We start from the raw sequence: 22520 nt of genomic DNA, 5'->3' as shown, positions 1-22520 counted from the left end.
TTACAATGGACAAACACCTTAAGATCCTTATTTTTACTAAAGACGAAAACCTGGGAGCATTATTCAAAGAATGTCTGAAGACTGATAAATATGCCACTGAAACATTTTCCCAGGCAGAAGAGGCCTACGATTTCTTTTGTACCGCTGGCTCAGACCTTTGTATCATGGATGTATCCGCCGATAAGGAAGAAATCACCCTGGCCGCTGCATTCAAAGCCGTACGAAATGAAACACGACTGATCTTCTTATTCAATTCTCCGACCAAAGAAGATATTGTAGAAGTCTACCAGATGGGAGCAGACGATCTGATGCGGAAACCTATTAGCCTGGAAGTATTGCAGGCCCGCATCAACGCTATAATGAAACGCTCTGTTTCCGATCAGCAAAAACCGATCGTTATATACAAATTCGGCCTTTTCTCCTTCAACACGCATACACAAACGTTATCCATAGGTGAAGAAGAGAAGAAACTGACCACCAAAGAGTCTGACCTTCTCAAAGTATTGTGTCAGAACCCGAACAAACTGGTCGACAGAAGTTCCGCACTACAAAGGATATGGAAAAACGACAGTTATTTCAATGCACGCAGTATGGATGTGTATATCACCAAACTACGTCACCTGCTGAAAGCCGACCCGACCATCAGGATCGAGAACGTACATGGAAAAGGATACAAACTAGTGACTAAAGCTACACAGGAATGACAAACGAATATTTCAATATATTACTGATAGCAATGGCAGTGATTGCCGCCATTGTTTTCATCACCCTCTATTTTGTAGAAGCCGGATACGGCATGTTGTTCGATAAGAAATGGGGAAAGCCCATCCCCAACAAGATTGCCTGGATATGTATGGAAGCTCCGGTTTTCCTGGTCATGCTTCTATTATGGAGCCAGTCCGGACGACAATTTGAAACAGTTCCCCTACTCTTTTTCCTCTTCTTTGAACTGCATTATTTACAGCGGGCATTCATTTTCCCTCTATTAATCAAAGGAAAAAGTAAGATGCCGGCCGGGATCATGATCATGGGTATCGTATTCAACCTACTGAACGGATATATACAAGGCATGTGGATATTTCACCTCTCCCCCGAAAGTATGTATTCAGTCGATTGGTTATGCACTCCTCAATTTATCATCGGAACAATCCTTTTCTTTACTGGTATGTATATCAACTGGCGTTCCGACTATATCGTTCGTCATCTGCGTAAACCGGGCGATACCAACCATTATCTTCCGAAAGGAGGTATGTTCAACTACGTCACCTCAGCCAATTATTTCGGAGAGTTGGTAGAGTGGTGTGGTTTTGCGATCCTGACCTGGAGTGCCAGCGGTGCCTTGTTCGCCTGGTGGACATTCGCGAACCTCGTGCCTCGTGCCAATACCATCTGGCACAAATATAAAACCATGTTCGGAAAGGAGGTCGGAAACAGAAAACGGATCATTCCATTTATATATTGATTATATTTGCTGACTGATTATACAATATTATAGATACTGAAAAACAGACAAGCAATTATGAACAAGGAATCTCTACTATTCACCCCCGCCACAATTGGCCCGTTAACACTCAGAAACCGTACGATACGTGCGGCTGCCTTTGAAAGTATGTGCCCGGGGAACGCCCCGTCGGAAATGCTTTATAACTACCATATCTCCGTTGCTGCCGGAGGAATCGGTATGACGACACTCGCTTATGCAGCCGTTACACAGAGCGGACTTTCTTTCGAGCGCCAGTTGTGGCTACGTCCCGATATCATCCCAGGACTGAAAAAGATAACCGATGCAATCCATAAAGAAGGGGCTGCCGCATCCATACAGATCGGACATTGCGGAAACATGTCTCATAAGAATATTTGCGGATGTACCCCTATTTCTGCATCGAGCGGCTTCAATCTCTATTCACCCACTTTTGTCAGGGGCATGAAGCAATCGGAGATAGCCGCGATGGCCAAAGCATTCGGGCAGGCCGTCCGTCTGGCACGCGAAGCCGGAATGGATGCTGTAGAAGTACATGCCGGGCACGGCTACCTGATCAGCCAGTTCCTTTCGCCTTATACCAATCACCGGAAAGACGAATACGGCGGAAGTCTGGAAAACCGGATGCGCTTTATGAAGATGTGTATGGAGGAAGTAATGAAAGCGGCCGGTTCCGATATGGCAGTCCTGGTTAAAACGAATATGCGCGACGGTTTCAAAGGCGGAATGGAAATCGACGAGACACTGGAAGTGGCCCGTACCCTGCAAAACGAATGCGGCGTACATGCCCTGATACTCAGCGGTGGATTTGTAAGCCGTGCCCCGATGTACGTCATGCGGGGAGCCATGCCTATCCGTACAATGACACATTATATGCCGGCCGGTTGGTTACCCCTCGGCGTAAGAATGGCCGGTCACCTGATGATACCGACCGAACCGTTCAAAGAGGCCTATTTCCTGGAAGATGCTCTCAAGTTCCGGGCAGCCCTGAAAATGCCTCTCGTATATGTCGGCGGTCTTATCTCACGGGAAAAGATAGACGAAGTGCTGGGAAAAGGTTTCGAGTTTGTCAGTATGGCACGTGCACTCCTGAACGATCCGGCATTCGTCAACCGCATGAAAGAAGACGAGCAGGCCCGTTGCGATTGCGGACACAGTAACTACTGCATTGCCCGCATGTATTCGCTGGAAATGGCTTGCCACAAACATATGCAGAATCTACCCAAAAGTATTGTCAAAGAAATAGAAAAACTGGAGTATAAATAATAATGGAAAAAGGAATAGCCATTATAACCGGTGCCGACGGTGGCATGGGACAAGAGATCACCCTGGCACTGGCTAAAGACGGTTTTCAGATCATCATGGCGTGCAAGGAACCAGAGAAAGCACGCCCGGTCTGCGAACGTATAAAAAAAGAAAGTGGAAATGAACAAATAGAGGTTCGTGAGATAGACCTCTCCTCTTTATCATCCGTTTATGCTTTCGCACAAAAAATATTGGCGGAAGGCCACCCGGTCAGCCGGTTAATGAATAATGCCGGAGTCCTGACCACTAACATTCGCCCAACGACAGACGGATTGGAAACGATTGTCAGTGTGAATTATGTCGGACCCTACCTACTTACCCGATTGTTACTTCCCCTGATGCATGAAGGAACCCGCATCGTCAATACGGTATCCTGCACCTACGCCATCGGTAAAATAGAATCCGACTTTTTCATCAAAGGGAAGAATGGACGTTTCAACCGGATATCGGTGTACGGAAATACTAAACTGGCCTTATTACTCTTTACACGCGAACTGGCAAAAAGGGTAAAAGAAAAAGGAATCACCGTCAATGCTTCCGATCCCGGTATCGTTAGTACAAATATGATCACGATGAATGCCTGGTTCGACCCGCTGACAGATATTCTGTTCCGCCCTTTCATCAAAACCCCACTGCAAGGAGCGGCAACAGCCATACACCTTGCCTTGTCGGAAGATGTGAATGGTAAAAGCGGCGGCTGCTATGCCAACTGCAAAGAGAAAAAACTGTCGGAACGTATCCTGAATCATCCGGCACAAAGTAAACTCTGGGACGATACGGATGCATTGCTCCGCTCCCATAATTTACTGGATTAAAAAAATATACACAGGACAGTTGGAACATATTGATAAAAAACATACCTTTGCACCGCTTTTAACCCCCGTACGTGTGATGGGAAATTAGGAAGCATAAAAACTAATTTTGAGTAACACAAAAAATTAAGAAAATGAAGACATTCCAATTAGAAGGAAAAGGAAGAGAAGTAGCTGCTACTTCAGCCGATCAGAAAAGAGCTTTGAAAGCTTTGCGTAAAAATCAGGAAATCCCTGCTGTATTATACGGTGGCGAAAAAGTAACTCACTTCACAATCACAACTGATAGTGTACGTAAGTTGGTTTATTCTCCGGAAATTTTCGTTGTAGAACTGAACATCGACGGAACAAAAACTATGGCTGTTGTTAAAGACATCCAGTTCCAGCCTGTAACTGACGCAATCATGCACATGGACTTCATGGAAGTTTCAGAAAACAAACCGGTAGCTATGGAAGTTCCAGTTGTTCTGACTGGTCACGCTGAAGGTGTTAAAGCCGGTGGTAAGCTGACATTGCGTATGAGAAAGCTGAAAGTAAAAGCTGTTTACACTCAGATCCCTGAAAAACTGACTATCAACGTTGATCACCTGGGCTTAGGTAAATCTATGCAGGTAGGTGCTTTACACTTCGAAGGTCTGGAACTGATGAATGCAAAGAACGCTGTTGTTTGCGCTGTTCAGTTGACTCGTGCCGCTCGTGGTGCTCAGGCTAAAGCGAACTAATTAGTCAATTAAAGTTTCCGGTCGTTCCCAGGAAGGTCCGGCTTTAATAACGAAATAAAAGGGAAGGATATTCAGCTGAATGTTCTTCCCTTTATTATTATAAAATGTAAGAATTATGAAATATCTGATAACCGGACTCGGTAATATCGGCCCTGAATATTGGGGGACACGTCACAATATCGGTTTCCGTGTCGTGAATGCCCTGGCCGAAGAAGCCGGCGTCCCCTTTAGGGAAGAACGCTATGGAGCGATTGCCCGGATGCGGGTAAAAAACTGCGAACTGATACTACTCAAACCGAATACGTTCATGAACCTGAGTGGTAATGCAGTCCGCTACTGGTTACAAAAAGAGAACATTCCTGTCGAAAACCTGTTGGTAGTAGTAGATGACCTGGCTCTCCCCTTCGGTACCTTACGTTTGAAGCCCAAAGGAAGCGATGCCGGTCACAATGGATTAAAGAATATACAGCAGCTTCTCGGCACACAGGAATATTGTCGTCTGCGTTTCGGTATAGGAAGCGATTTTCCCCGCGGAGGACAGATCGACTATGTACTGGGGAAATTCCCACCCGAAGAGTTGGAGATTATGCCCGAAAAAATGAAACGTGCAGCAGAGATCATTAAAAGCTTTTGCCTGGCTGGTGTACAGAACACTATGAACCAATACAATAATAAATAGTTGACAGATGACAGTTGACAGATAGGCTTCGCACTCCTATCGCCAATTAACTGCCAACTGTCACTTGTCAACTGTCAACTGAAAAAGTTATGAACGAAGTACGAATAGATAAATGGATGTGGGCTGTCCGCATCTTTAAATCCCGGACCATTGCAGTCGAAGCCTGCAAAAAGAACCGGGTAATGATTGGAGGCGTAAATGTAAAAGCATCGCGTATGATAAAGGTAGGTGATGTGATACAGGTTCGTAAACCGCCTATCACCTTCTCTTTCAAAGTACTGGCATTGACAGAACGCCGCATGGGTGCCAAGCTGGTTCCCGACTACATGGAGAATGTAACGACTCCGGACCAATATGAGATACTGGAAATGAATCGTATCTCCGGCTTTGTAGACCGTGCCAGAGGTATGGGTCGCCCGACAAAGAAAGACCGCCGCGAACTGGAACAGTTTACTGACCCGGCAGGCGACGGATTTGACTTTGATTTCGATTTCGGTCTGGAAGAAGGGGAAGAATAAGGTTTGGATATTGTCAGATATGAGCTATCTCTCATTACAAGGCGTTGCCTTGTGCCGCTGGCTCTCTTTTGCCGTCGGTTTTTAACCGACGGATATAAAAGACAGGAGACAAAGTCTCTTCCTTTGTGGGCTTAAGTCCCTTTAAATCAAGGGATACCATTATATACCTAAAGGGGTTAAAACCCACAGAGGAATCCGGCAAAGCCGGAGTATTTAATCTATCCGTCGGTTAAAAACCGACGGCAAAAGAGAGTCTGCGGCATGAGGCAACGCCTCATAAAAAAGACTCATATCTTTTCTAGAACTGCTTCTCTTCCGTCAGCAAATCTCCCTCATCATTCCAGGTACGCCAGATACCGCTTTTCTTGCCTTTGGTGTAGAACATTTCAAAGCGCAAAACTCCCTTTTCATTCCAGATACGCCAAGGACCGTCTTTCTGACCATCTTTATAACTGGCCAGCCCCACTAACTGTCCGTTTTCGTTATAAGTACGCCATTCCCCGTGAAAGACACCGTGGTAATAAGAACGCACTTCGGCAATCTTTCCGTCCGGATAATAGATAACGTATGTGCCTTCGGGACGTCCATCTTTCAAAAACAACTCCATCTTCAACATACCGTCATCGTAGAATTCGGTGTAACGTCCGGTGTATGGGGTGGTTTGTGTGGCATCCGTATAATATTGTCCTTCGCTGAGGACGAGATCCTGTGCATGAATAGTCAGAGCAGAGCCGGCAACCAATGTAGAGGTCAGTAATAATTTCTTTATCATTTGCATGTATTTATTATTGTTACCATCCTAATACAGGGAAAGGGTACCGGAAACTGTTACATATTCCGGCCCCTCCTCCATTATTTTTTAATTACGATAAGCAACAGAAGTAAATTAATAAGCCGTGTTCTGCGGATCCCAGTTAGCCCAACCAGCAGTCCAATCGTTTGTTCCGTCGAAAGCCCCCTTGTAAGTGACCTTATCGAAGAAGCTGTCGGAGAAAACAGAATCGGAGAAATCCGCACCACCGATCTTGTCGACTACCACTGAAGAATAATCAGCATTTGTAGCGATCAGGTCGTTGCTGGAAGCATATACCTGATTGTTCAAACCCTCTGTTTCGAAATAGCTCTTGCTGGCATCATCCTTAAAGTTTTCCCACATACCGGCGAAGATCACATTCTTCACCGTAGCACCGGCATTCGCTGCCTGCAGATACAGACCATAAGGCCAGCCCGTAAACACAGAATTATACACATTCAAAGAAGAGTTACGACGGATATGCATAGCAGCCTGGAACTGTCCGCCCTTCGCACCATTAGCAGCATCATCCGTTGTATAAAGAATTTCGCTTTCCGCCTTGCCGACAGACTCACCATAGAACGGGCCGATCAATGTCACATTCGAGAAGATCGGTTTGGTCAGCGGTTCATTGCCCGAACCATTCGCGTCATTATCAGATTCGAAACCATTCGATTTAGAAGTATCGGCATGTTTCGGATCACGAACACCCAACAGATACTGCAGTTTGCCCTGGAAGCCATAATCCGTATCGAACTCATCATCCCAACCTTTGTAAGCAATCAGGTGTTTGGCATTCACTGTACCGCCGAACCATTCGTAAGAGTCGTCACCACAGAAAGAAACCTGGATATATTCAAGGGTAGTTCCACTACCTACACCACCGCAAGTCAGACCGTTAATCTCCTTGTTCGGTTCCAGCGGATAGCCGGCAAACTCGATACGTACATACTTCAGAGTACCTGAATTGTCGGCTGGATCATCCCCTCCGTACACGGTACGCGGGCCACCTTCGATCTGCGGTTCATTGGCATTCACAGGAGCGTTGCCACACAGGATCAAACCACCCCAGTCACCATAAGCACGCGAGCCGGCAGCCTGGTCGGAAGTAAAGACGATCGGTTTCTCAGCTGTACCTTCAGCAATGATCTTACCACCCGGCTCAACGATCAAAGAACCTTTAGTCGCCTTTTCCCCTTTGATAACGGTACCCGGTTCGATCGTCAATGTCACCCCTTTTGTTACGTATACAAAACCTTTCAGCAGATTGTTATCTGTTGCTTTCAAAGTCATATCCGAAGTAATTTCGTTTTCCAGTACAACGTCTTTGCTTTCTTCCGGAGTTTCACCTCCTTGTACAGGATCGTCGTCGCTACAAGCTACGTTTCCAAACATCGTGGCCATACACAACATGGCAGCCACACCTTTCAATAAAAACTTGTTCATAATAAAACTAATTTAGTTTGTATAAGTGATTTCAATTAAAACTTAACGGATACTCCCACGTTGACCGTCACGCCCGGGCGGTAGCTGCGGACCAACTGTTCCACTTCGCGTTTCGCTCCGGCTGCATCTGTCAGCTCCAGGAATTGTTTATACTCGATCTTCGAGTTCAACAGGTCTTTGACACCGGCTTTCAGTTCCACATAGTTACCCAGCTTCTTCGAGAAACTCAGGTCCAGCGAGTTGCGGGGCATCTCATAGATATCGGGGATATCGTCGTTCGGATTCTGCGCCGGTACACCCACCGTCTCGATACGCTTGCCGATCCGGTTGTAAAGAACCGAGGCCGACAGCCCTTTCGCATCATTCTGATAGAAAAGCCCTGTGTTGATCAGGTAAGGCGATTGTCCCTGCATGGCCCGGTCGCGTTCGAAAGAACCTTCAGGGAAATAGACCTTACTATGGATATAAGCACCGTTGAAGACGAAACTCAGGTCTTTCAGCCCGATAAAGTCCAGGTGCTTCTTAATATCCACTTCCACTCCGAACGCTTTGGCATGATCGGCATTGTGATAGGTATACTGCAAACCCGAACCCGCCTCACGGTAGGTCTGCTCGATCGGATCGGCAAAGTATTTATAGAAACCGCCTATCGTCACCGTCTCGCCCGGGGAAGGATACAGCTCGTAACGCAGATCTACGCTATTGGTATACGCATTCTTCAAATCTACATTTCCGGTGATATTGGCATCGAGAGCAAAGTCGTAATACACATAGGGGACGACCTCACGGAACTCGGGACGGTTCACCGAGCGGCCATACGCCACCCTCACCTGCTGCTTGTCCGTCAGGCTGTAAGCCACATTCAGGGAAGGGAAGAACTCGGTCGAACTCTGGTCGAGGTGCACCGGTTTAATTCCATCCGACTCGTAGCCGTCCAGCTTCAACTGGTAGTACTCCATACGGACGCCGACATTTGCATTCAACTTCTCCCCATAATTCAGCTTCGCAGACACATACCCCGCTCCCAACAGATTATCGGAAGTATAAGAGTCGCTTTTGTTCGTACTCTCTTTCAGATAAATACGGTCGGCAGAGATATTCTCGTCCGAGAAGATCGAACTGTAATCCCATTCGGCAAAGCGGTTGTATCCGTTACCCAACAGGTTGTAGACGAAACGGCGGGCATCGAAATTGCGTTTCTTGTATTCACCGTATACACCGGCATTCAAGGTCGGTTTGAACAGATCGGACACGGTAAAGATGTGCTCGTAGTTGGTTGCCAGGGAAAAGCTGTTATCCTTCAGATCCTGATAATAGCGGGTGGGGTCGGATACGTAATACTTCAGTTCGCCGTCCTGTTTGCGCTCCATCGACTTCACCACTTTGCGGTCGGGTTCGTTGTAAGCAGCGTATGCATAACCGACCGTCCAGTCCACCTTGTCGACGTCGTCATTCCAGCGGTGCTCACCGGCCAGCTGACCGGCATAGGTAGTACGTCCGGTGTAGAGCGATTCCCATTTACGGATATTTTCTTCCGAATAATAATCCGTACCCTGGCGTTGCGTCAGGGAAGACGAACCGCGCTGGTTGAAGAAGTTGCGGAACTCATATTTCGTGTTCCCTTTCAGGAAAGACCAATTGAACAAAGCGCCCAGCTTGGTCGTATTCTTATATTGCACATCGTCGTATTTATAACGGTAAGACGACTGGTCGTTCGTCATATCATACGACAGGTAGTTGTTATTCTTCAGTTCGTAATAATCGTATCCCGTACTATAATTCACATTGGTAATATTTCCGATCTTCCAATCGCCGATATTGAACAGACGGTTCATGGTAAAGGTCAGCTTCTGTTCCGGCAGTGCGGTGAAATGACTGATGTCCCACCCCGTATTCACCCGGCGGGTAAAGGCGGCGGCATCCGAAGTGCTTACATCGTTCAGGTGGGCAGGTGTACCGGAAGGCAGTGCACGTTTACCGGCACCGAAACCCAGATAGTCGATCGCATGCCCTTTCGTCAACTGGAAGTCACGGAAAGTTGCATTCGTATTAAAGCCCAGTTGATAAGAGATATTGAAAGTATTCCCCTCCGGTACATTCTTCGTCATCAGGCGTACGAAACCACCTGAGAAATCGGCAGGCAGTTCAGCCGACGGACTTTTATAGACCATCATATTATCGATCAGCGACGAAGGCAATACATCGAAGGAAAAAGCACGGCTATCCGTCTCGCTCGACGGTGTGGTGGCATTGTTCAGCCATACATTATTATAACGCTGTGCCAGGCCGCGGACTACTATGAAACGGTCGTCCACAATCGTGATACCGGGAATACGGCGAAGTACCTCGGCTGCATCGCTGTCCTGCGTCTTACTGATCTGCTGGGCGGATATACCGCTTACAACGGGGAGGCTTTTGCGGACTGTGTTCAATACGGCAGTCTCCGTTCCTAGTTTCCTCTGGGCTACTACCACGACATTTTGCAATTGGAGGTCGGCATCCGACAGTTCGATGCGTACGACTGCTTCCTGATGGGCTACTACCGCCACATCTTTTATATTTTGCGTTTTATAAGATACGTAAGATGCAACCAGTGTATACTTGCCAGGCTGTACTTTTTCAATACGGAAATTCCCGTCTATATCCGTTATGGCTCCGATTGTCGTTCCTTCGATAGAGACAGTGGCACCGATCAGCGGTTCTTTAAATTTAATATCTGTCACGGTTCCGCAGATAACACCCGTCTGTGCCTGGGCCGTCAGCGCAAGAAAACTTCCGAACAGCAGAAGGACCAGCATCAACAGTCCTCTCTTTTCACGCTTATTTCTCATTCTTTTACTTGTTGTTACATTATATTTGCCGCAAAAGTAGAGGTGCGATGTTTCAGGTAAATTTAAAATATGTGACAATGCGACAACGGTTATTACAATTCGTTGACAACATACGAAAGACAGACTAATCCCCTCTTAAAATATCTTTCAGTAGAAACACACAGACGCATATCGCTATCGAATTTTTACTACATTTGTGCCTTTATTAAAACAAGACATAAATGTTATTATATGAAGAACACTAAAATCTATCCGAAAGACTGGCTGCAATTGCATCCCTATAAACAATCCGGTCCTACCGACCTTTATTATACACGTATCGCCAACCAGATACACGAAATACTGGAACATACCGACCTGGTAAACTCCTTTGAAAAGGAAGATGCGATACAGGTAAGTATGCGTATGGCTGCTTACTTCGAAGATGTTATCTCCGGCCTGAATATCTGGCGAGCGTTTATCACACAGTATAAGGAACTAACAGACAACTATGTCCCTTTCTATACTGTCAGCGACCATTATTACGACGATGAAGCCAACTTCGAGGACGTTCGTTTCCTCCTCTGGCATTATCTCCAACAGTATCACGGTGTAAAAAAGGGCACCTTTGTCAACCCGGATAACCCTACCACCGAAGAGACGGCACGCCTCATCTACCAACTGTTTTGCCAGGAATGGACTACCGCTCCCGAAAATACCAAGATGCAGATGCTCTTCGCACCGGAAACATCCTATGAAACACCGGAGCAATACGTTCCGCTATTGCACTGGTTCCATTACGACAGTTACCTGTCCGTCGACGCAAAGTTCAATTTGAGTGAGACGCTTAAGGAATACTGGAGCCAGAGCCCGGAAAACAGAAGCAATTCCGAAGCGCTTATGGCCATCCATAACTCAATGTCATATATCGACCGGAGTGCTTTCCTGGCCTACACGTCACCGAAATGGTTGTCGCTGATCCTGCCGGAAACACACCCGAATCATGCTTTCTTCGTTGAAAGTGCGGAAAGTGCAGAAAGTTTTGTCGACCCAGCTATTCAGGAACGGGAAGAAAGCAACAAAAATATCTATAAGAAATTCGCAGAGATCGCAAACGACAAACTGCTCTTTTACATGAAGAGCAAACAGGAATTTATCGACTTCGCCTCCGAACAGTTGAAACTGGAAGAAAGCGAATATACCCCGTTGGCCGATTGCATCGAATTCGACAAATTTGCCGTATATGCTTCCCCCAAAGAGGGATTGCAGCTTTTAGTAGACGGTATCGAATTCATCAAAGACGAAGCGAATCCCTTCTACGACGAAAAGAAAGCTTCTGAACAAGGCCTCGGCTTCTTCATCGTCAAACATTGTAGCATGGATCTGTTGAAAGCACTCGAAGAACGAGGTATGCTAGCCGATGCACAGACCAAAAGCTTGCATAGCCCGGAACGCGGGAAAGCGATCATTCATGAGAACTGGGAGTTCCTGGCGAAGTATTTTTTGAGAGAGGTGTAAGAATAATTATTAGAAAATATTGAACCTAAATAACAGACCTCGTAGGGGCGGGTTCTAAACCCGCCCAATATCGACAGGATGTAATCATTGTCACAACGGGCAGGTTTGGAACCTGCCCCTACAAGGACGGTCATACTGGTTCACATCTGACAAGAACTGAAACAATCTAAACTGATAAATAGTGAATCCCCCTCCACTACTTATCAGCCGGATAAACAATCCCCAACTGCCTCCGTATCTCGTCAATAATCTCCAGGGTAATCAATGAGTTATCATGGCTATTAATAGACGACTCGCGTTTTCCGGTCTGTATAAGATCCATAAACTCTGCCACCTCATAATAATATTCATTTTTATCTGTCACCGCACTTATATCTATCGGTTCAGAAACAGCTGTCTTTCCTGCACCCGCCGGGATGCGGGGAGTATAAGTAACCTTTCCTATTATATTTATACGATCCAGATTGATATTTCCTTCCTCACCCTGTATCTCCGTAGGCAGATAGGAATTAGCAATCTTTGAATAAAGGATAGTTGCATTCATCCCTTCATACACGAAATTAACTGCCCCTTGCCCGTCTGCCCTCGAAGAAAGGACCACACCTGTCGCTTCCACCTTTTGCGGGCGACCGAACAGTACGACCATCGGGTACAACGTATAAATACCAATATCCATCATCGCACCGTTCGATAACTCCGGCTTAAAAGCATTCAATACTATACCTTCCCTGAACTTATCATAACGTGATGAATACTGGCAATAACAGGAGAAATAACGGCGTATCGTCCCCAGCTTATGTATATTCTCACGAACGGCTCGAAAGTTTGGGGTTAGCGTGGGCTTCATTGCCTCCATCAGCGTCACGTTGTACTCCCGGGAAACGGCAATCATCTCCTTCACCTCTCTCGCATTGGAGGCGAAAGGCTTCTCACACAATACATGTTTGCCATGTTTCATGCACAGGATACTCTGTGAAGCATGAAGGAAATTGGGTGATGCAATATATACCGCATCGATCAATGGACTCTGTGCCATTTCCTCCAAAGATGTAAATGTATAAGGTATCTGATGTTTGGTTGCAAAAGCATCCGCCGTTTCCTGGGTACGCGAATAGACTGCCACCAATTCAAAACGCTCATCCTCCCGTGCACCGGCAATCACCCAGTCTGTTATAAAGTTCGTTCCGACTACTCCGAAACGTATTTTATTTATCGTAGCCATTCCTTTCTGTTTTTCCTCTATTTATTTAATTCGTAACCACTCTTCTCAAAACCAAGGTATCCCCTTCTATCACCAATTCCGGCACAACAATTGCACTATCCGGCGTCAGGCAGTAAGGTACTGAATCTGCCAGATCGTTTGCTTTCAGGCGAGCCATATGGTCGGTCGGATCAAGATAAGCGATCAGGTCCTCTTTATTATTCATCCACATATCGCGGGCAATGATTGCGGCATCAGAAGCCGGTTCGTATTTACCTGTAAAAGTAAGGGCATCTACTAAAGCACCACCGAACAAAGTATCTTCTATATTCACCTTATCCTGCCAACCTGAACACAAAACCACAACATCACGCCTATGGAACAAGCAATAGTTGGCCACCGCCTGCAGATTAACAAAAGCACCCGTTACAACACGGTATGCCGATTTGGCGATCGTGATAGCCCGCGTTCCATTCGTTGTTGTAAAGATGATATCTTTGCCTGAAACCATCTCCGGAGTATAGTCGAACGGTGAGTTACCGAAGTCCGCAAAATCACAACGTTTCACATTACGCTCAGCTCCTACCAGCCAGCCTTTTTCCTTATATTCCTTCGCCTCTTCCACGGTTGCCACCGGGCGGATACTGCGTACTCCATTCTTAAAAGCTGCCGCCATCGTCGTCGTTGCACGAAACACATCCACTACTACGACAATCGCCTCCGGATTATGATATACCGGGTACAAGGCCGGCGAGAAACAAACATCTATCTTCATATCTTCTCGTTTTTATCTTCAACATTCCTACAAAAGTACTGGATAATTTGCTGAATACCTAGCCGACAAGCCGCCTAACCTGCTATAATATAAAAGTTTCTTTAATAAATACGAGGATTAACCAAATAACTATATTAGAATGTTATAGTATCTGTATTCTCCTATTTGCCAGAAACCTTTTCACCCTTTGCTTGTTTTTTTATTACATTTTGAAAACGTTTTAAACTAAATTCGTATGAAAAGAATTGTATCTTTTATCGTCGTTTTCACTCTAATTATGGGGGGAATGACACATGTACAGGCTCAGAGTAAAGCCGCTGAAAAAGCAGAGAAAAAGTTAGAAAGAAAAGAAAAAAAAGAAGCTAGAGAAGCAAGAGATGCCGTCATGGACGAACAGGAATTCAACACAGCCCTGCAAGCTATAACTGACCAGTCTTTTGTATTGGAAGCTAACTCCGTACAACCAATGAACGGAATGGTTTACTATGTGAACTCTAACACAAACTTCGTCTCTTTGAACGACGGACAGGCAATGGTTCAGATCGCTTCCAACTCTCCGTATCCAGGTCCTAATGGTTTAGGTGGTGTTACCGTACAGGGTAGCGCATCTAATATACAGAGCAAACAGGATAAAGACGGTAACGTTTACCTGTCCATGAGCGTACAGGGTATCTTCATCTCCGCCACCGTCAATCTGGTTCTTATGAACGGTAGTAACCGGGCCACTGTTACAGTAGACCCGAACTTCTCAGGAAGAGACTTGACTATGGTCGGTACCTTGATCCCATACTCTCAATCAAACATTTTCCAGGGTACAACCTATTAATTAAAAAAGAAGGTATCCTTTTCGGGATACCTTCTCTATTTTTAGAATACTATTCTTATTTCTCAAACGGAATCATATACTGTACGAATGCTTCGATTGCTTCGTAAGAGGCCAGCCCCAATTCTTTGTACAATTCAGCTGTAGCACGGTTACGATCTTCAGCACGTTGCCAGAACAAACGTTCGTCGTCACCCAGGAACGGTGCGCTTTCTGCCTGTGACTGGTGTTTCAGGATCGCATTACGTTTGAAGCGTAATTCTTCCGGACTGATAGGAACTGCCATTTCGATGTGGTCCATTTCCCATTCTGCCCATGCTCCGCGATACATCCAAACACGGCAATGCTTCAGCCATTCTTCGTCTTTCAGTTCATCGATAGCAGCCAATACAGCATCCAGACAAACCTTATGTGTTCCGTGCGGGTCTGCCAAGTCACCGGCAACAAACATCTGATCCGGTTGAATTTCCTGCAACAGTTTCTTTACAATAGCTACATCGGCTTCACCCAGATCGTTCTTCTTAACAAGACCTGTTTCGTAGAATGGCAGATCTAGGAAATGAACGTTTTCATCCTTCACACCTGAATAGCGACAACCGTGACGAGCTTCTTCACGACGGATAGTACCCTTCATAAACAAAACGTCTTTCTTTTCAGGTTCGCCATTTTCTACCTTTTCGAAACGCAGGTATTTAATGATCTCTTCTGCTTTATCCTTAACGGCTGTATCATTAGGAGAATATTTATCGCAAACATCACGCAGGTATTCGCAATAGCGGATTACTTCGTCATCGCCTACGGCAATATTTCCAGATGTTTCATAAGCGACATGTACATCGTGGTGCTGGTCACACAAACGGCGCAACGTACCACCCATAGAGATCACGTCGTCATCGGGATGCGGACTGAACACGATCACCTTCTTTGGATACGGAGTAGCACGTTCCGGACGATTCGTATCGTCTGCATTCGGCTTACCACCGGGCCAACCGGTAATTGTGTGCTGGATATCATTAAATATCTTGATGTTCACATTATAAGCAGAGCCATATAATGCCAACAGTTCACCCAGACCATGTTCGCTATAATCTTTATTAGTCAGCTTCAGGATCGGTTTACCAGTCAACTGGCACAACCAAACGATAGCACGACGGATCAATTTGTTATCCCAATCGCAGTTAGTAACCAACCAGGGATGGCTGATTCTTGTCAGTTCGTAAGCAGCAGACAGGTCGATAACTACCTTTACATTCATATGATTCTGTAAATAAGTAGATGGAACCGCTTCGCTAACCTTACCTTCGACTGTATTAGCAATAATACGGGCTTTATCTTCACCCCAAGCCATTAATATAACATTCTTAGCACGCAGGATGGTAGAAATACCCATAGTGATTACACTGGCAGGAACATTCTCGATAGACTTGAATGTTCTGGCTGCTTCCTTACGGGCATCGTTATCCAACAGCACCAAACGAGTACCTACATTTACCGAAGAACCCGGACCATTGAAGCCGATATTACTTGCATGACCGACACCCAACAGGATATAATCGATACCGCCTACAGCCTGTATCTGTTGTTCATATTGTCTGCAGAACTCAAAGATGTCATCTTTAGGGATAGAACCGTCCGGCGAATAAATATTTTTCGGATCGATATCCACTTGATCGAGGAACGATTCTTTCAGGTAAGTCAAATTACTATTCGTCGATGCACTCAAAGGATAGAACTCATATACATTAAATACAATCACATTACGGAAGCTCAATTGCTCTTCCTTATGCAAACGGATTAATTCTTTAAAGACACTCTGAGGAGAGCGTCCACCGGACAAGGCCAGAACAAACTGCTCGCCGGCATCCTGCTTCTTGCGTATTTGTGATGCCAGTTCCTTTGCGATCGCGAAAGAACCTTCATTTGCCGATTCGTAGATGTTTGTCGGAATCTTTTCAAAACGAGTCAAAACTGATTGCTCGTAAGCGTTTTCCGGACGGTAATACCTGAGCGGTATACGCGTCAGGGTAATTTGAGAACTAAGGTTCGTCTTCATGTTTAATTACGATTTAGTACAACTTTTTTACTTGAACTACAAATATAACAATTCTTCGGCAAATAAAGATTAACGGAAGCAATCAAAAATATCTATTTACCTATTAGTTGGTACTAAATCCGGCACATATACAAATAAAATTACTTCAAGCGTATAAAGTAAGTATCGATCTTAGAACCTTCTCCTCCTTGCCAGCAATAACCTTTCATGTGCATCCAATCACCTTCGATCGAGATAAAAACAGAAGTATATGTATTATAACCTGGCTTATCAGTTTCACCGAGATTCTGTCCTATATGGTAACCATTCAAATAATAAAGCCCTGGAACAGGATCACCCCAAAAACCATCTTCTACATCTCCCCAAACCCCAAGAGTAAATATCTGCCTTTTAACAACCCCATCAGCAGTATAGATAAAACGCAGCTTAAAATCGTCTTCTAACCTCCAAGTACCCAAGATCGCTTCCGAATAATTGATATCAGAATGATTCGCAATACATTTCACCTGTATAGGGATCATGTCTACAGTAAAAGTGACGTTGAAGACAAGCTCTTTTTCCGACAGGCTTTCAACCTTACCACGCAAGTCGAATTCATTATTATGACCGATAATACTATCACCTTTAATTGTATACCTGACAGATTGCTCATACCTTTCAGGTCGCTGGTTGACAATGCACTTATTCATACCGACTGTCAACAGATCGTCTGAATTAAAAACAAAAGTTATCACATCGTCAGTAGGATACCGGAGACTTTCTACTTTGGAACTTATAAATGTTTTACCAATCAGCAACGAAGGATCGAAGGTCGTTTTAAGAGTATCATCTTTGTCACCACACCCACCTAAAAGAATTAGAACAAAGCCAAGAAGCAAAGTTGGAATTCGTAAAATATCTTTCTGTTTTTTCATATTTTTGTCGTATTACAGGTTATACAGATAAATCCGAATGAAACAAAGGTATGAAAAAATAAAACAGAGTGTAACGAACATCTTCCCAGAAAATTCATACACTCTGTTCAAATTTATGTTTTATTGCTTAAGGCCTGATCTAAAAATATCAGACTATATACTTTAACTACTCTCAGGCCAATGTATTCGTTCCTTCCACCAAATGTCCCATCGACCAAACAGAGCGGACATTCAACTTGCGGTCCAGAATAACAATATCGGCATCTTTACCACGTTGCAAAGAACCCTTACGATCGTCTACACCCATCAGGCGGGCAGGCGTTTCGGAAGCCATACGGACTGCGTCAGCCAAAGGTACTCCGGCTTTCTGCGCCATCGTACGAACCAGAACATCCATCGTGGCAATACTTCCTACCAATGAAGAATGGTCGGCCAACTTACAAACGCCGTCTTCTATGATAATACGGGGATCGTCAACAGGTTTTCCTTCATTAGCAGCATAAGCCAATGCATCGGTGGTCAGGCAGGTATGTTCTACTCCTTTCAGTTTATAAACCAAACGAAGGATCGTCGACGGTAAATGGCGTCCGTCGGCAATAACCTCTACTGTCATATTATCAACCAGGAATACACTTTCTACCGTCCCTTCATATTTATATTCACGACGCTTATGGAACCCCGGCATCGCATTATAAAAATGAGCGGCATGCGTAAAACCAGCCTCATAAGCGGCCTTGATATCATCAAATTCTGCTTCTGTATGCGAAACCGCAGCTAAAAGGCCTTTCGAACGGACATAACGGGCAAAATCCAACGCACCCGGCAACTCCGGACTGGCATCCCATCGTTTAATACAAGTGGTGCTATCGAGTAAAGATTTATATTCGGCAGGGTCAGGATTTTTCAAGGCATCCGTCAACAGACTACCTGCCATTTTAGGATTCAGGTACGGGCCTTCCAGTTGCAAGCCAAGGACAGGGCTATTTTTCTCAGCCATCACGCTTTCACATAAAGCAACTCCTTTCTGAATTTCAGTAACCGGAAGTGGCGCCAACGTTGGGAAAATACAAGTTGCACCATGCTTCATATGAGCATTTACCGCTCCATGAAATGCTTCTTCCGTACATTCCTTGAAATCGTATCCTCCCCCTCCGTGTATATTCATTGCCACGAAACCAGGAATGATATACATACCTTTGGCATCGATTATAGTTGCACCGATCACAGCCAAGTCGCTGTTCGTCACTTCCAGTATTCTACCATCGCTGATCAAGACAGAACCATCTTTCAGCCATCCCTGTGGCGTGAGTATCTGTCCGTTTATTATTTGTGTTAACATAAATTCTACTATATTTCTATTCCTGTTCTACCCGTTAAAACAATTTATTAGTGCCTTCCACCAATTTCCCCATAGCCCAGACAGCTCTTACATTGAGATCTTTGTCCAAGACCATAATATCCGCATCCTTGCCACGCTGCAAAGACCCCTTACGGTCGTAAACCCCCATTATACGGGCCGGCGTTTCAGAAGCCATACGAACAGCATCTTCCAGAGGTATTTCAGCCTTCTGCACAACAGTACGGATCAGGCGGTCCATCGTAGCGACACTACCTGCTAAAGCAGAACGGTCGGCCAGCTTACACACTCCGTCTTCGATGATCACACGAGGATCAAAAGCTACCTGACTGTCACTGGCAGCACAAGCCAATGCGTCTGTGATCAAACATGTACGTTCTACCCCTTTCACCTTATATACCAGACGTAGAATAGTTGGAGGAACATGGATACCGTCGGCTACAACCTCGACCGTCATATCATCTATCAGATAGATACTTTCAACCGTACCTTCGTATTTGTATTCACGACGTTTATGGAAACCGGGCATTGCATTGTAGAAATGTGTAGCATGAGTATAACCTGCCTCATAAGCAGTCTGGATATCTTCGTATTCGGCCTGTGTATGACCGACAGATGCCAATACACCTTTAGATGTAATATATTTACCAAACTGCATAGCACCAGGCAATTCTGGAGCTGCATCCCAGCGTTTGATACAGTTGGTTTCTTCCAGCAACGGGATATATTCTTCCGGATCAGGGTTCTTGATATTTTCCGGAAGCTGACCGCCAGCCATTTTCATATTGAAGTAATGACCTTCCAAATGTAACCCCAGAACAGGACTATCTTTTTCCGCCATCAATTTTTCCGTAGTAGCTGCCGCTTCACGAATCATCGGGATTGTCGAAGAAGATAATGTGGGGAAAATACTTGTAGTACCATGTTGCATGTGAGTTGCAACTGCTACCCGGAATGCCTCTTCCGTACCTTCCATAAAGTCACGTCCGCCACCGCCATGCACATGGATTTCCACACCGCCCGGAACGATATACATTCCTTTAGCGTCAATTAAATTCGCACCGACTATGGCCAGGTCACAGTTCGTTACTTCCAGGATCTTATTATCACTGATCAATACAGAACCATCTTTCATCCAGCCCTGTGGTGTCAGGATACGACCATTAATAATTTGAGTTAACATAATATTTTGTCTATAATAAATTAGGCGTTTGTTATTTATCAATCAGCTCTATTCCATAATATAACAGATCAAAGCCAGTCAGAGAGCAAAAGTAAATACTTTTATTTAATTGATATCCTTCTCTAATCAATATCTTTCAAAAAAAGCGTCTCCGGATTACCGGGACGCTTTTTCGTTTAATTCTTCTAACTCTATGGTCAGTTCTGTCCATGTATCCATGGTATCTGACAGTTCTTTTTTCAAAGAAGAATAATCGCTGTATAAAGAGGTATCGGAAGCGCCCTCCGGTGTAGCCAGTTTGGCTTCGATTTCTGCTATTGAAGTTTCAAGTTCAGTTATTTTCTTCTCGGCTTCAGCCACTGACTTTTCTACTTTTTTAATCGCCTTACTTTGTTCTTTACGAGCTTCATACGACAATTTATTCTGGGTAGGCTGATCTTCCGTTTCACTTGAAGAAGATACAGACGGAGCAGTACGCTCCAGTTCGCGCAGACTATCCATCTTTTTCCTTTCCAAGAATTCATAAATACCACCCAGATGTTCAATCACACGTTGATTACCGAACTCATAAACCTTATCTACCAGTCCATCCAGAAATTCACGGTCGTGAGAAACAACGATCACCGTTCCGTCGAACTCACGCAAAGCATCCTTCAATACATCTTTCGAACGCATATCCAAATGGTTCGTAGGCTCATCGAGAATCAACAGGTTTACGGGCTCCAGCAACAACCGGATCATTGCCAAGCGACTCCGCTCACCACCGGATAAGACTTTCACCTTCTTGTCGGAGGCCTCGCCACCAAACATAAAAGCGCCTAGTATATCACGTATTTTTGTTCGTATATCACCCTCTGCCACATAGTCGATAGTATCGAATACAGTGAGGTTATCATCGAGCAACTGCGCTTGATTTTGTGCAAAATAGCCGATCTTCACATTATGTCCCAGTTGAAGTTTACCTTCGTAATCAATCTGATCCATAATACATTTGACAAGAGTAGACTTACCTTCCCCGTTCTTCCCCACAAAAGCCACTTTATCGCCACGATTGATCGTTAGAGTAACATTTTGGAAGATAAGATGGTCACCATAACTCTTTGCCACATCCTCCATAATTACCGGATAAGAACCGGAACGGGGAGCCGGAGGAAACTTCAGGTTCAACATAGCACTATCCACTTCGTCCACCTCGATGCGCTCTACCTTTTCCAACTGTTTGATACGTGATTGTACCTGTACAGACTTGGTAGCTTTATAGCGGAACCGTTCGATGAATGCCTCCGTATCGGCCAGCTTCTTCTGCTGGTTCTCGAAAGCACGAAGTTGTTGTTCGCGGCGTTCCTTACGGAGCTCCACGTATTCGGAATATTTGACTTTATAATCATATATACTGCCCAGTTCGATCTCAATCGTCCGGAAAGTCGTATTATCGATAAAAGCACGGTCGTGAGAAACCAGAATCACCGCATTGGCACGGGTAGCAATAAAGTTTTCCAACCACTGGATTGATTCAATATCCAGGTGGTTAGTCGGCTCATCGAGCAGTAACACATCCGGCCGGCGAAGCAACAACTTTGCCAACTCGATACGCATACGCCAACCACCGCTGAATTCAGATGTCGAACGGTCGAAGTCAGTACGTCTGAATCCTAGTCCGATTAACGTACGTTCCAGTTCCGCATGATAATTGTTTCCTCCCATCATTTGAAAATGTTCGGAAAGATGTGTCACTTTATCTATCAGTTTCTGGTAAGATTCCGTTTCATAATCAGTACGTTCAGCCAGTTCCAGGTTCAGACGTTCGATCTCCTTTTCCATTTCCCGGATATGTCCGAAAGCCAACTCTGCTTCTTCCCTGACGGTACGTGTATCCGTCAACTGCATCTGCTGTGGTAAATAGCCGATCGTTGTCTCTTTAGGTACACTGACCGTACCGGATGTCGGAGATTGCAAACCAGCAAAGATCTTCAACATCGTAGATTTTCCCGCCCCGTTCTTTCCGACCAGTGCGATACGATCTTTCTTATTTACTACAAACGATACGTCATCAAAAAGCGTAAAACCACCAAATTCAACTGTTAGTCCTTCAACTGAAATCATATTTATTTCTATTTACAGGCACAAAGAT

Annotated in this window: 19 protein-coding genes; 9 read left to right on the top strand and 10 right to left on the bottom strand. The window is 45.0% G+C overall.

The features are described from left to right. The first annotated feature begins 5 nt into the window (after positions 1-5). From BQ7394_RS06250 to BQ7394_RS06220, 7 genes are all read left to right on the top strand, one after another. A complete protein-coding gene (locus BQ7394_RS06250; RefSeq protein ID WP_075556581.1) occupies positions 6-704 on the top strand; it encodes a response regulator transcription factor in 699 nt (232 codons plus the stop codon). After that, on the top strand, positions 701-1462 hold the full coding sequence (locus tag BQ7394_RS06245) for a DUF1295 domain-containing protein (RefSeq protein ID WP_075556580.1): 762 nt from the start codon (positions 701-703) through the stop codon (positions 1460-1462). Before BQ7394_RS06250 ends, BQ7394_RS06245 begins: the two co-directional genes overlap by 4 nt. Positions 1463-1519: 57 nt before the next feature. Beyond that, complete coding sequence (locus BQ7394_RS06240; protein ID WP_075556579.1) at positions 1520-2746, top strand: NADH:flavin oxidoreductase; 1227 nt, start codon at positions 1520-1522, stop codon at positions 2744-2746. Positions 2747-2748: 2 nt separating this feature from the next. Next, the gene (locus BQ7394_RS06235; RefSeq protein WP_075556578.1) at positions 2749-3600 is read left to right on the top strand and encodes an SDR family oxidoreductase; all 852 of its coding nucleotides are present in this window, start codon (positions 2749-2751) and stop codon (positions 3598-3600) included. A 131-nt stretch (positions 3601-3731) separates the two neighbouring features. Then, positions 3732-4319 (top strand): 50S ribosomal protein L25/general stress protein Ctc, encoded by a 588-nt coding sequence (locus BQ7394_RS06230; RefSeq protein WP_075556577.1) that lies wholly within the window; start codon positions 3732-3734, stop codon positions 4317-4319. A 115-nt stretch (positions 4320-4434) separates the two neighbouring features. Further along, on the top strand, positions 4435-4998 hold the full coding sequence (gene pth / locus BQ7394_RS06225) for an aminoacyl-tRNA hydrolase (protein ID WP_075556576.1): 564 nt from the start codon (positions 4435-4437) through the stop codon (positions 4996-4998). Positions 4999-5087: 89 nt separating this feature from the next. Beyond that, on the top strand, positions 5088-5516 hold the full coding sequence (locus BQ7394_RS06220) for an RNA-binding S4 domain-containing protein (protein ID WP_075556575.1): 429 nt from the start codon (positions 5088-5090) through the stop codon (positions 5514-5516). A 298-nt stretch (positions 5517-5814) separates the two neighbouring features. Here the strand turns inward: BQ7394_RS06220 and BQ7394_RS06215 are convergent, their stop codons facing one another. From BQ7394_RS06215 to BQ7394_RS06205, 3 genes are all read right to left on the bottom strand, one after another. Beyond that, positions 5815-6288 (bottom strand): toxin-antitoxin system YwqK family antitoxin, encoded by a 474-nt coding sequence (locus tag BQ7394_RS06215; protein WP_075556887.1) that lies wholly within the window; start codon positions 6286-6288, stop codon positions 5815-5817. 114 nt (positions 6289-6402) lie between these two features. After that, on the bottom strand, positions 6403-7755 hold the full coding sequence (locus tag BQ7394_RS06210; RefSeq protein ID WP_075556574.1) for a hypothetical protein: 1353 nt from the start codon (positions 7753-7755) through the stop codon (positions 6403-6405). A 35-nt stretch (positions 7756-7790) separates the two neighbouring features. Beyond that, a complete protein-coding gene (locus tag BQ7394_RS06205) occupies positions 7791-10586 on the bottom strand; it encodes a TonB-dependent receptor (protein ID WP_075556573.1) in 2796 nt (931 codons plus the stop codon). A gap of 231 nt (positions 10587-10817) precedes the next feature. Between BQ7394_RS06205 and BQ7394_RS06200 the strand changes: the two genes are divergently transcribed. Beyond that, positions 10818-12083, top strand: coding sequence for a DUF3843 family protein (locus BQ7394_RS06200; RefSeq protein ID WP_075556572.1), 1266 nt, complete (start codon positions 10818-10820; stop codon positions 12081-12083). A gap of 196 nt (positions 12084-12279) precedes the next feature. On the opposite strand, the gene BQ7394_RS06195 is transcribed toward BQ7394_RS06200, so the two are convergent. Then, positions 12280-13305 (bottom strand): Gfo/Idh/MocA family protein, encoded by a 1026-nt coding sequence (locus tag BQ7394_RS06195; RefSeq protein WP_075556571.1) that lies wholly within the window; start codon positions 13303-13305, stop codon positions 12280-12282. Positions 13306-13330: 25 nt separating this feature from the next. After that, positions 13331-14059: a 2-phosphosulfolactate phosphatase gene (locus BQ7394_RS06190; RefSeq protein WP_075556570.1), complete on the bottom strand. Its 729-nt coding sequence runs from the start codon at positions 14057-14059 to the stop codon at positions 13331-13333. Between the two features lie 235 nt (positions 14060-14294). Here BQ7394_RS06190 and BQ7394_RS06185 point away from each other — a divergent pair, with 235 nt between their 5' ends. After that, positions 14295-14885, top strand: a complete 591-nt coding sequence (locus BQ7394_RS06185; RefSeq protein ID WP_075556569.1) for a DUF4251 domain-containing protein — start codon at positions 14295-14297, stop codon at positions 14883-14885. Between the two features lie 55 nt (positions 14886-14940). Here the strand turns inward: BQ7394_RS06185 and BQ7394_RS06180 are convergent, their stop codons facing one another. The 5 genes from BQ7394_RS06180 to BQ7394_RS06160 all read right to left on the bottom strand — a co-directional run bounded on the left by BQ7394_RS06180 (position 14941) and on the right by BQ7394_RS06160 (position 22492). After that, the gene (locus BQ7394_RS06180) at positions 14941-16935 is read right to left on the bottom strand and encodes a glucosamine-6-phosphate deaminase (RefSeq protein WP_075556568.1); all 1995 of its coding nucleotides are present in this window, start codon (positions 16933-16935) and stop codon (positions 14941-14943) included. A gap of 140 nt (positions 16936-17075) precedes the next feature. Next, entirely contained in the window at positions 17076-17849 is a 774-nt protein-coding gene (locus BQ7394_RS06175; protein ID WP_075556567.1) for a hypothetical protein, read from the bottom strand. A gap of 172 nt (positions 17850-18021) precedes the next feature. Further along, positions 18022-19188: an N-acetylglucosamine-6-phosphate deacetylase gene (nagA, locus tag BQ7394_RS06170; protein WP_075556566.1), complete on the bottom strand. Its 1167-nt coding sequence runs from the start codon at positions 19186-19188 to the stop codon at positions 18022-18024. 34 nt (positions 19189-19222) lie between these two features. Beyond that, a complete protein-coding gene (gene nagA, locus BQ7394_RS06165) occupies positions 19223-20389 on the bottom strand; it encodes an N-acetylglucosamine-6-phosphate deacetylase (protein ID WP_075556565.1) in 1167 nt (388 codons plus the stop codon). A 156-nt stretch (positions 20390-20545) separates the two neighbouring features. Continuing rightward, positions 20546-22492 (bottom strand): ABC-F family ATP-binding cassette domain-containing protein, encoded by a 1947-nt coding sequence (locus BQ7394_RS06160; protein ID WP_075556564.1) that lies wholly within the window; start codon positions 22490-22492, stop codon positions 20546-20548. Positions 22493-22520: the final 28 nt, after the last annotated feature.

Source organism: Parabacteroides timonensis, assembly GCF_900128505.1.
Lineage (GTDB): Bacteria > Bacteroidota > Bacteroidia > Bacteroidales > Tannerellaceae > Parabacteroides > Parabacteroides timonensis.
Note: the sequence above shows the minus strand (reverse complement) of the source record. Positions and strands in the feature narration are given on the sequence as shown.

Excerpts from the sequence above, each read along its gene's own strand:
- BQ7394_RS06220 (WP_075556575.1), top strand. The coding sequence starts at position 5,088 with ATGAACGAAGTACGAATAGATAAATGGATGTGGGCTGTCCGCATCTTT.
- BQ7394_RS06235 (WP_075556578.1), top strand. The coding sequence starts at position 2,749 with ATGGAAAAAGGAATAGCCATTATAACCGGTGCCGACGGTGGCATGGGA.
- BQ7394_RS06250 (WP_075556581.1), top strand. The coding sequence starts at position 6 with ATGGACAAACACCTTAAGATCCTTATTTTTACTAAAGACGAAAACCTG.
- nagA (WP_075556566.1), bottom strand. The coding sequence starts at position 19,188 with ATGTTAACACAAATAATAAACGGACAGATACTCACGCCACAGGGATGG.
- nagA (WP_075556565.1), bottom strand. The coding sequence starts at position 20,389 with ATGTTAACTCAAATTATTAATGGTCGTATCCTGACACCACAGGGCTGG.
- BQ7394_RS06190 (WP_075556570.1), bottom strand. The coding sequence starts at position 14,059 with ATGAAGATAGATGTTTGTTTCTCGCCGGCCTTGTACCCGGTATATCAT.
- BQ7394_RS06205 (WP_075556573.1), bottom strand. The coding sequence starts at position 10,586 with ATGAGAAATAAGCGTGAAAAGAGAGGACTGTTGATGCTGGTCCTTCTG.
- BQ7394_RS06210 (WP_075556574.1), bottom strand. The coding sequence starts at position 7,755 with ATGAACAAGTTTTTATTGAAAGGTGTGGCTGCCATGTTGTGTATGGCC.
- BQ7394_RS06195 (WP_075556571.1), bottom strand. The coding sequence starts at position 13,305 with ATGGCTACGATAAATAAAATACGTTTCGGAGTAGTCGGAACGAACTTT.
- pth (WP_075556576.1), top strand. The coding sequence starts at position 4,435 with ATGAAATATCTGATAACCGGACTCGGTAATATCGGCCCTGAATATTGG.
- BQ7394_RS06180 (WP_075556568.1), bottom strand. The coding sequence starts at position 16,935 with ATGAAGACGAACCTTAGTTCTCAAATTACCCTGACGCGTATACCGCTC.
- BQ7394_RS06240 (WP_075556579.1), top strand. The coding sequence starts at position 1,520 with ATGAACAAGGAATCTCTACTATTCACCCCCGCCACAATTGGCCCGTTA.
- BQ7394_RS06175 (WP_075556567.1), bottom strand. The coding sequence starts at position 17,849 with ATGAAAAAACAGAAAGATATTTTACGAATTCCAACTTTGCTTCTTGGC.
- BQ7394_RS06185 (WP_075556569.1), top strand. The coding sequence starts at position 14,295 with ATGAAAAGAATTGTATCTTTTATCGTCGTTTTCACTCTAATTATGGGG.
- BQ7394_RS06245 (WP_075556580.1), top strand. The coding sequence starts at position 701 with ATGACAAACGAATATTTCAATATATTACTGATAGCAATGGCAGTGATT.
- BQ7394_RS06200 (WP_075556572.1), top strand. The coding sequence starts at position 10,818 with ATGAAGAACACTAAAATCTATCCGAAAGACTGGCTGCAATTGCATCCC.
- BQ7394_RS06230 (WP_075556577.1), top strand. The coding sequence starts at position 3,732 with ATGAAGACATTCCAATTAGAAGGAAAAGGAAGAGAAGTAGCTGCTACT.
- BQ7394_RS06215 (WP_075556887.1), bottom strand. The coding sequence starts at position 6,288 with ATGATAAAGAAATTATTACTGACCTCTACATTGGTTGCCGGCTCTGCT.
- BQ7394_RS06160 (WP_075556564.1), bottom strand. The coding sequence starts at position 22,492 with ATGATTTCAGTTGAAGGACTAACAGTTGAATTTGGTGGTTTTACGCTT.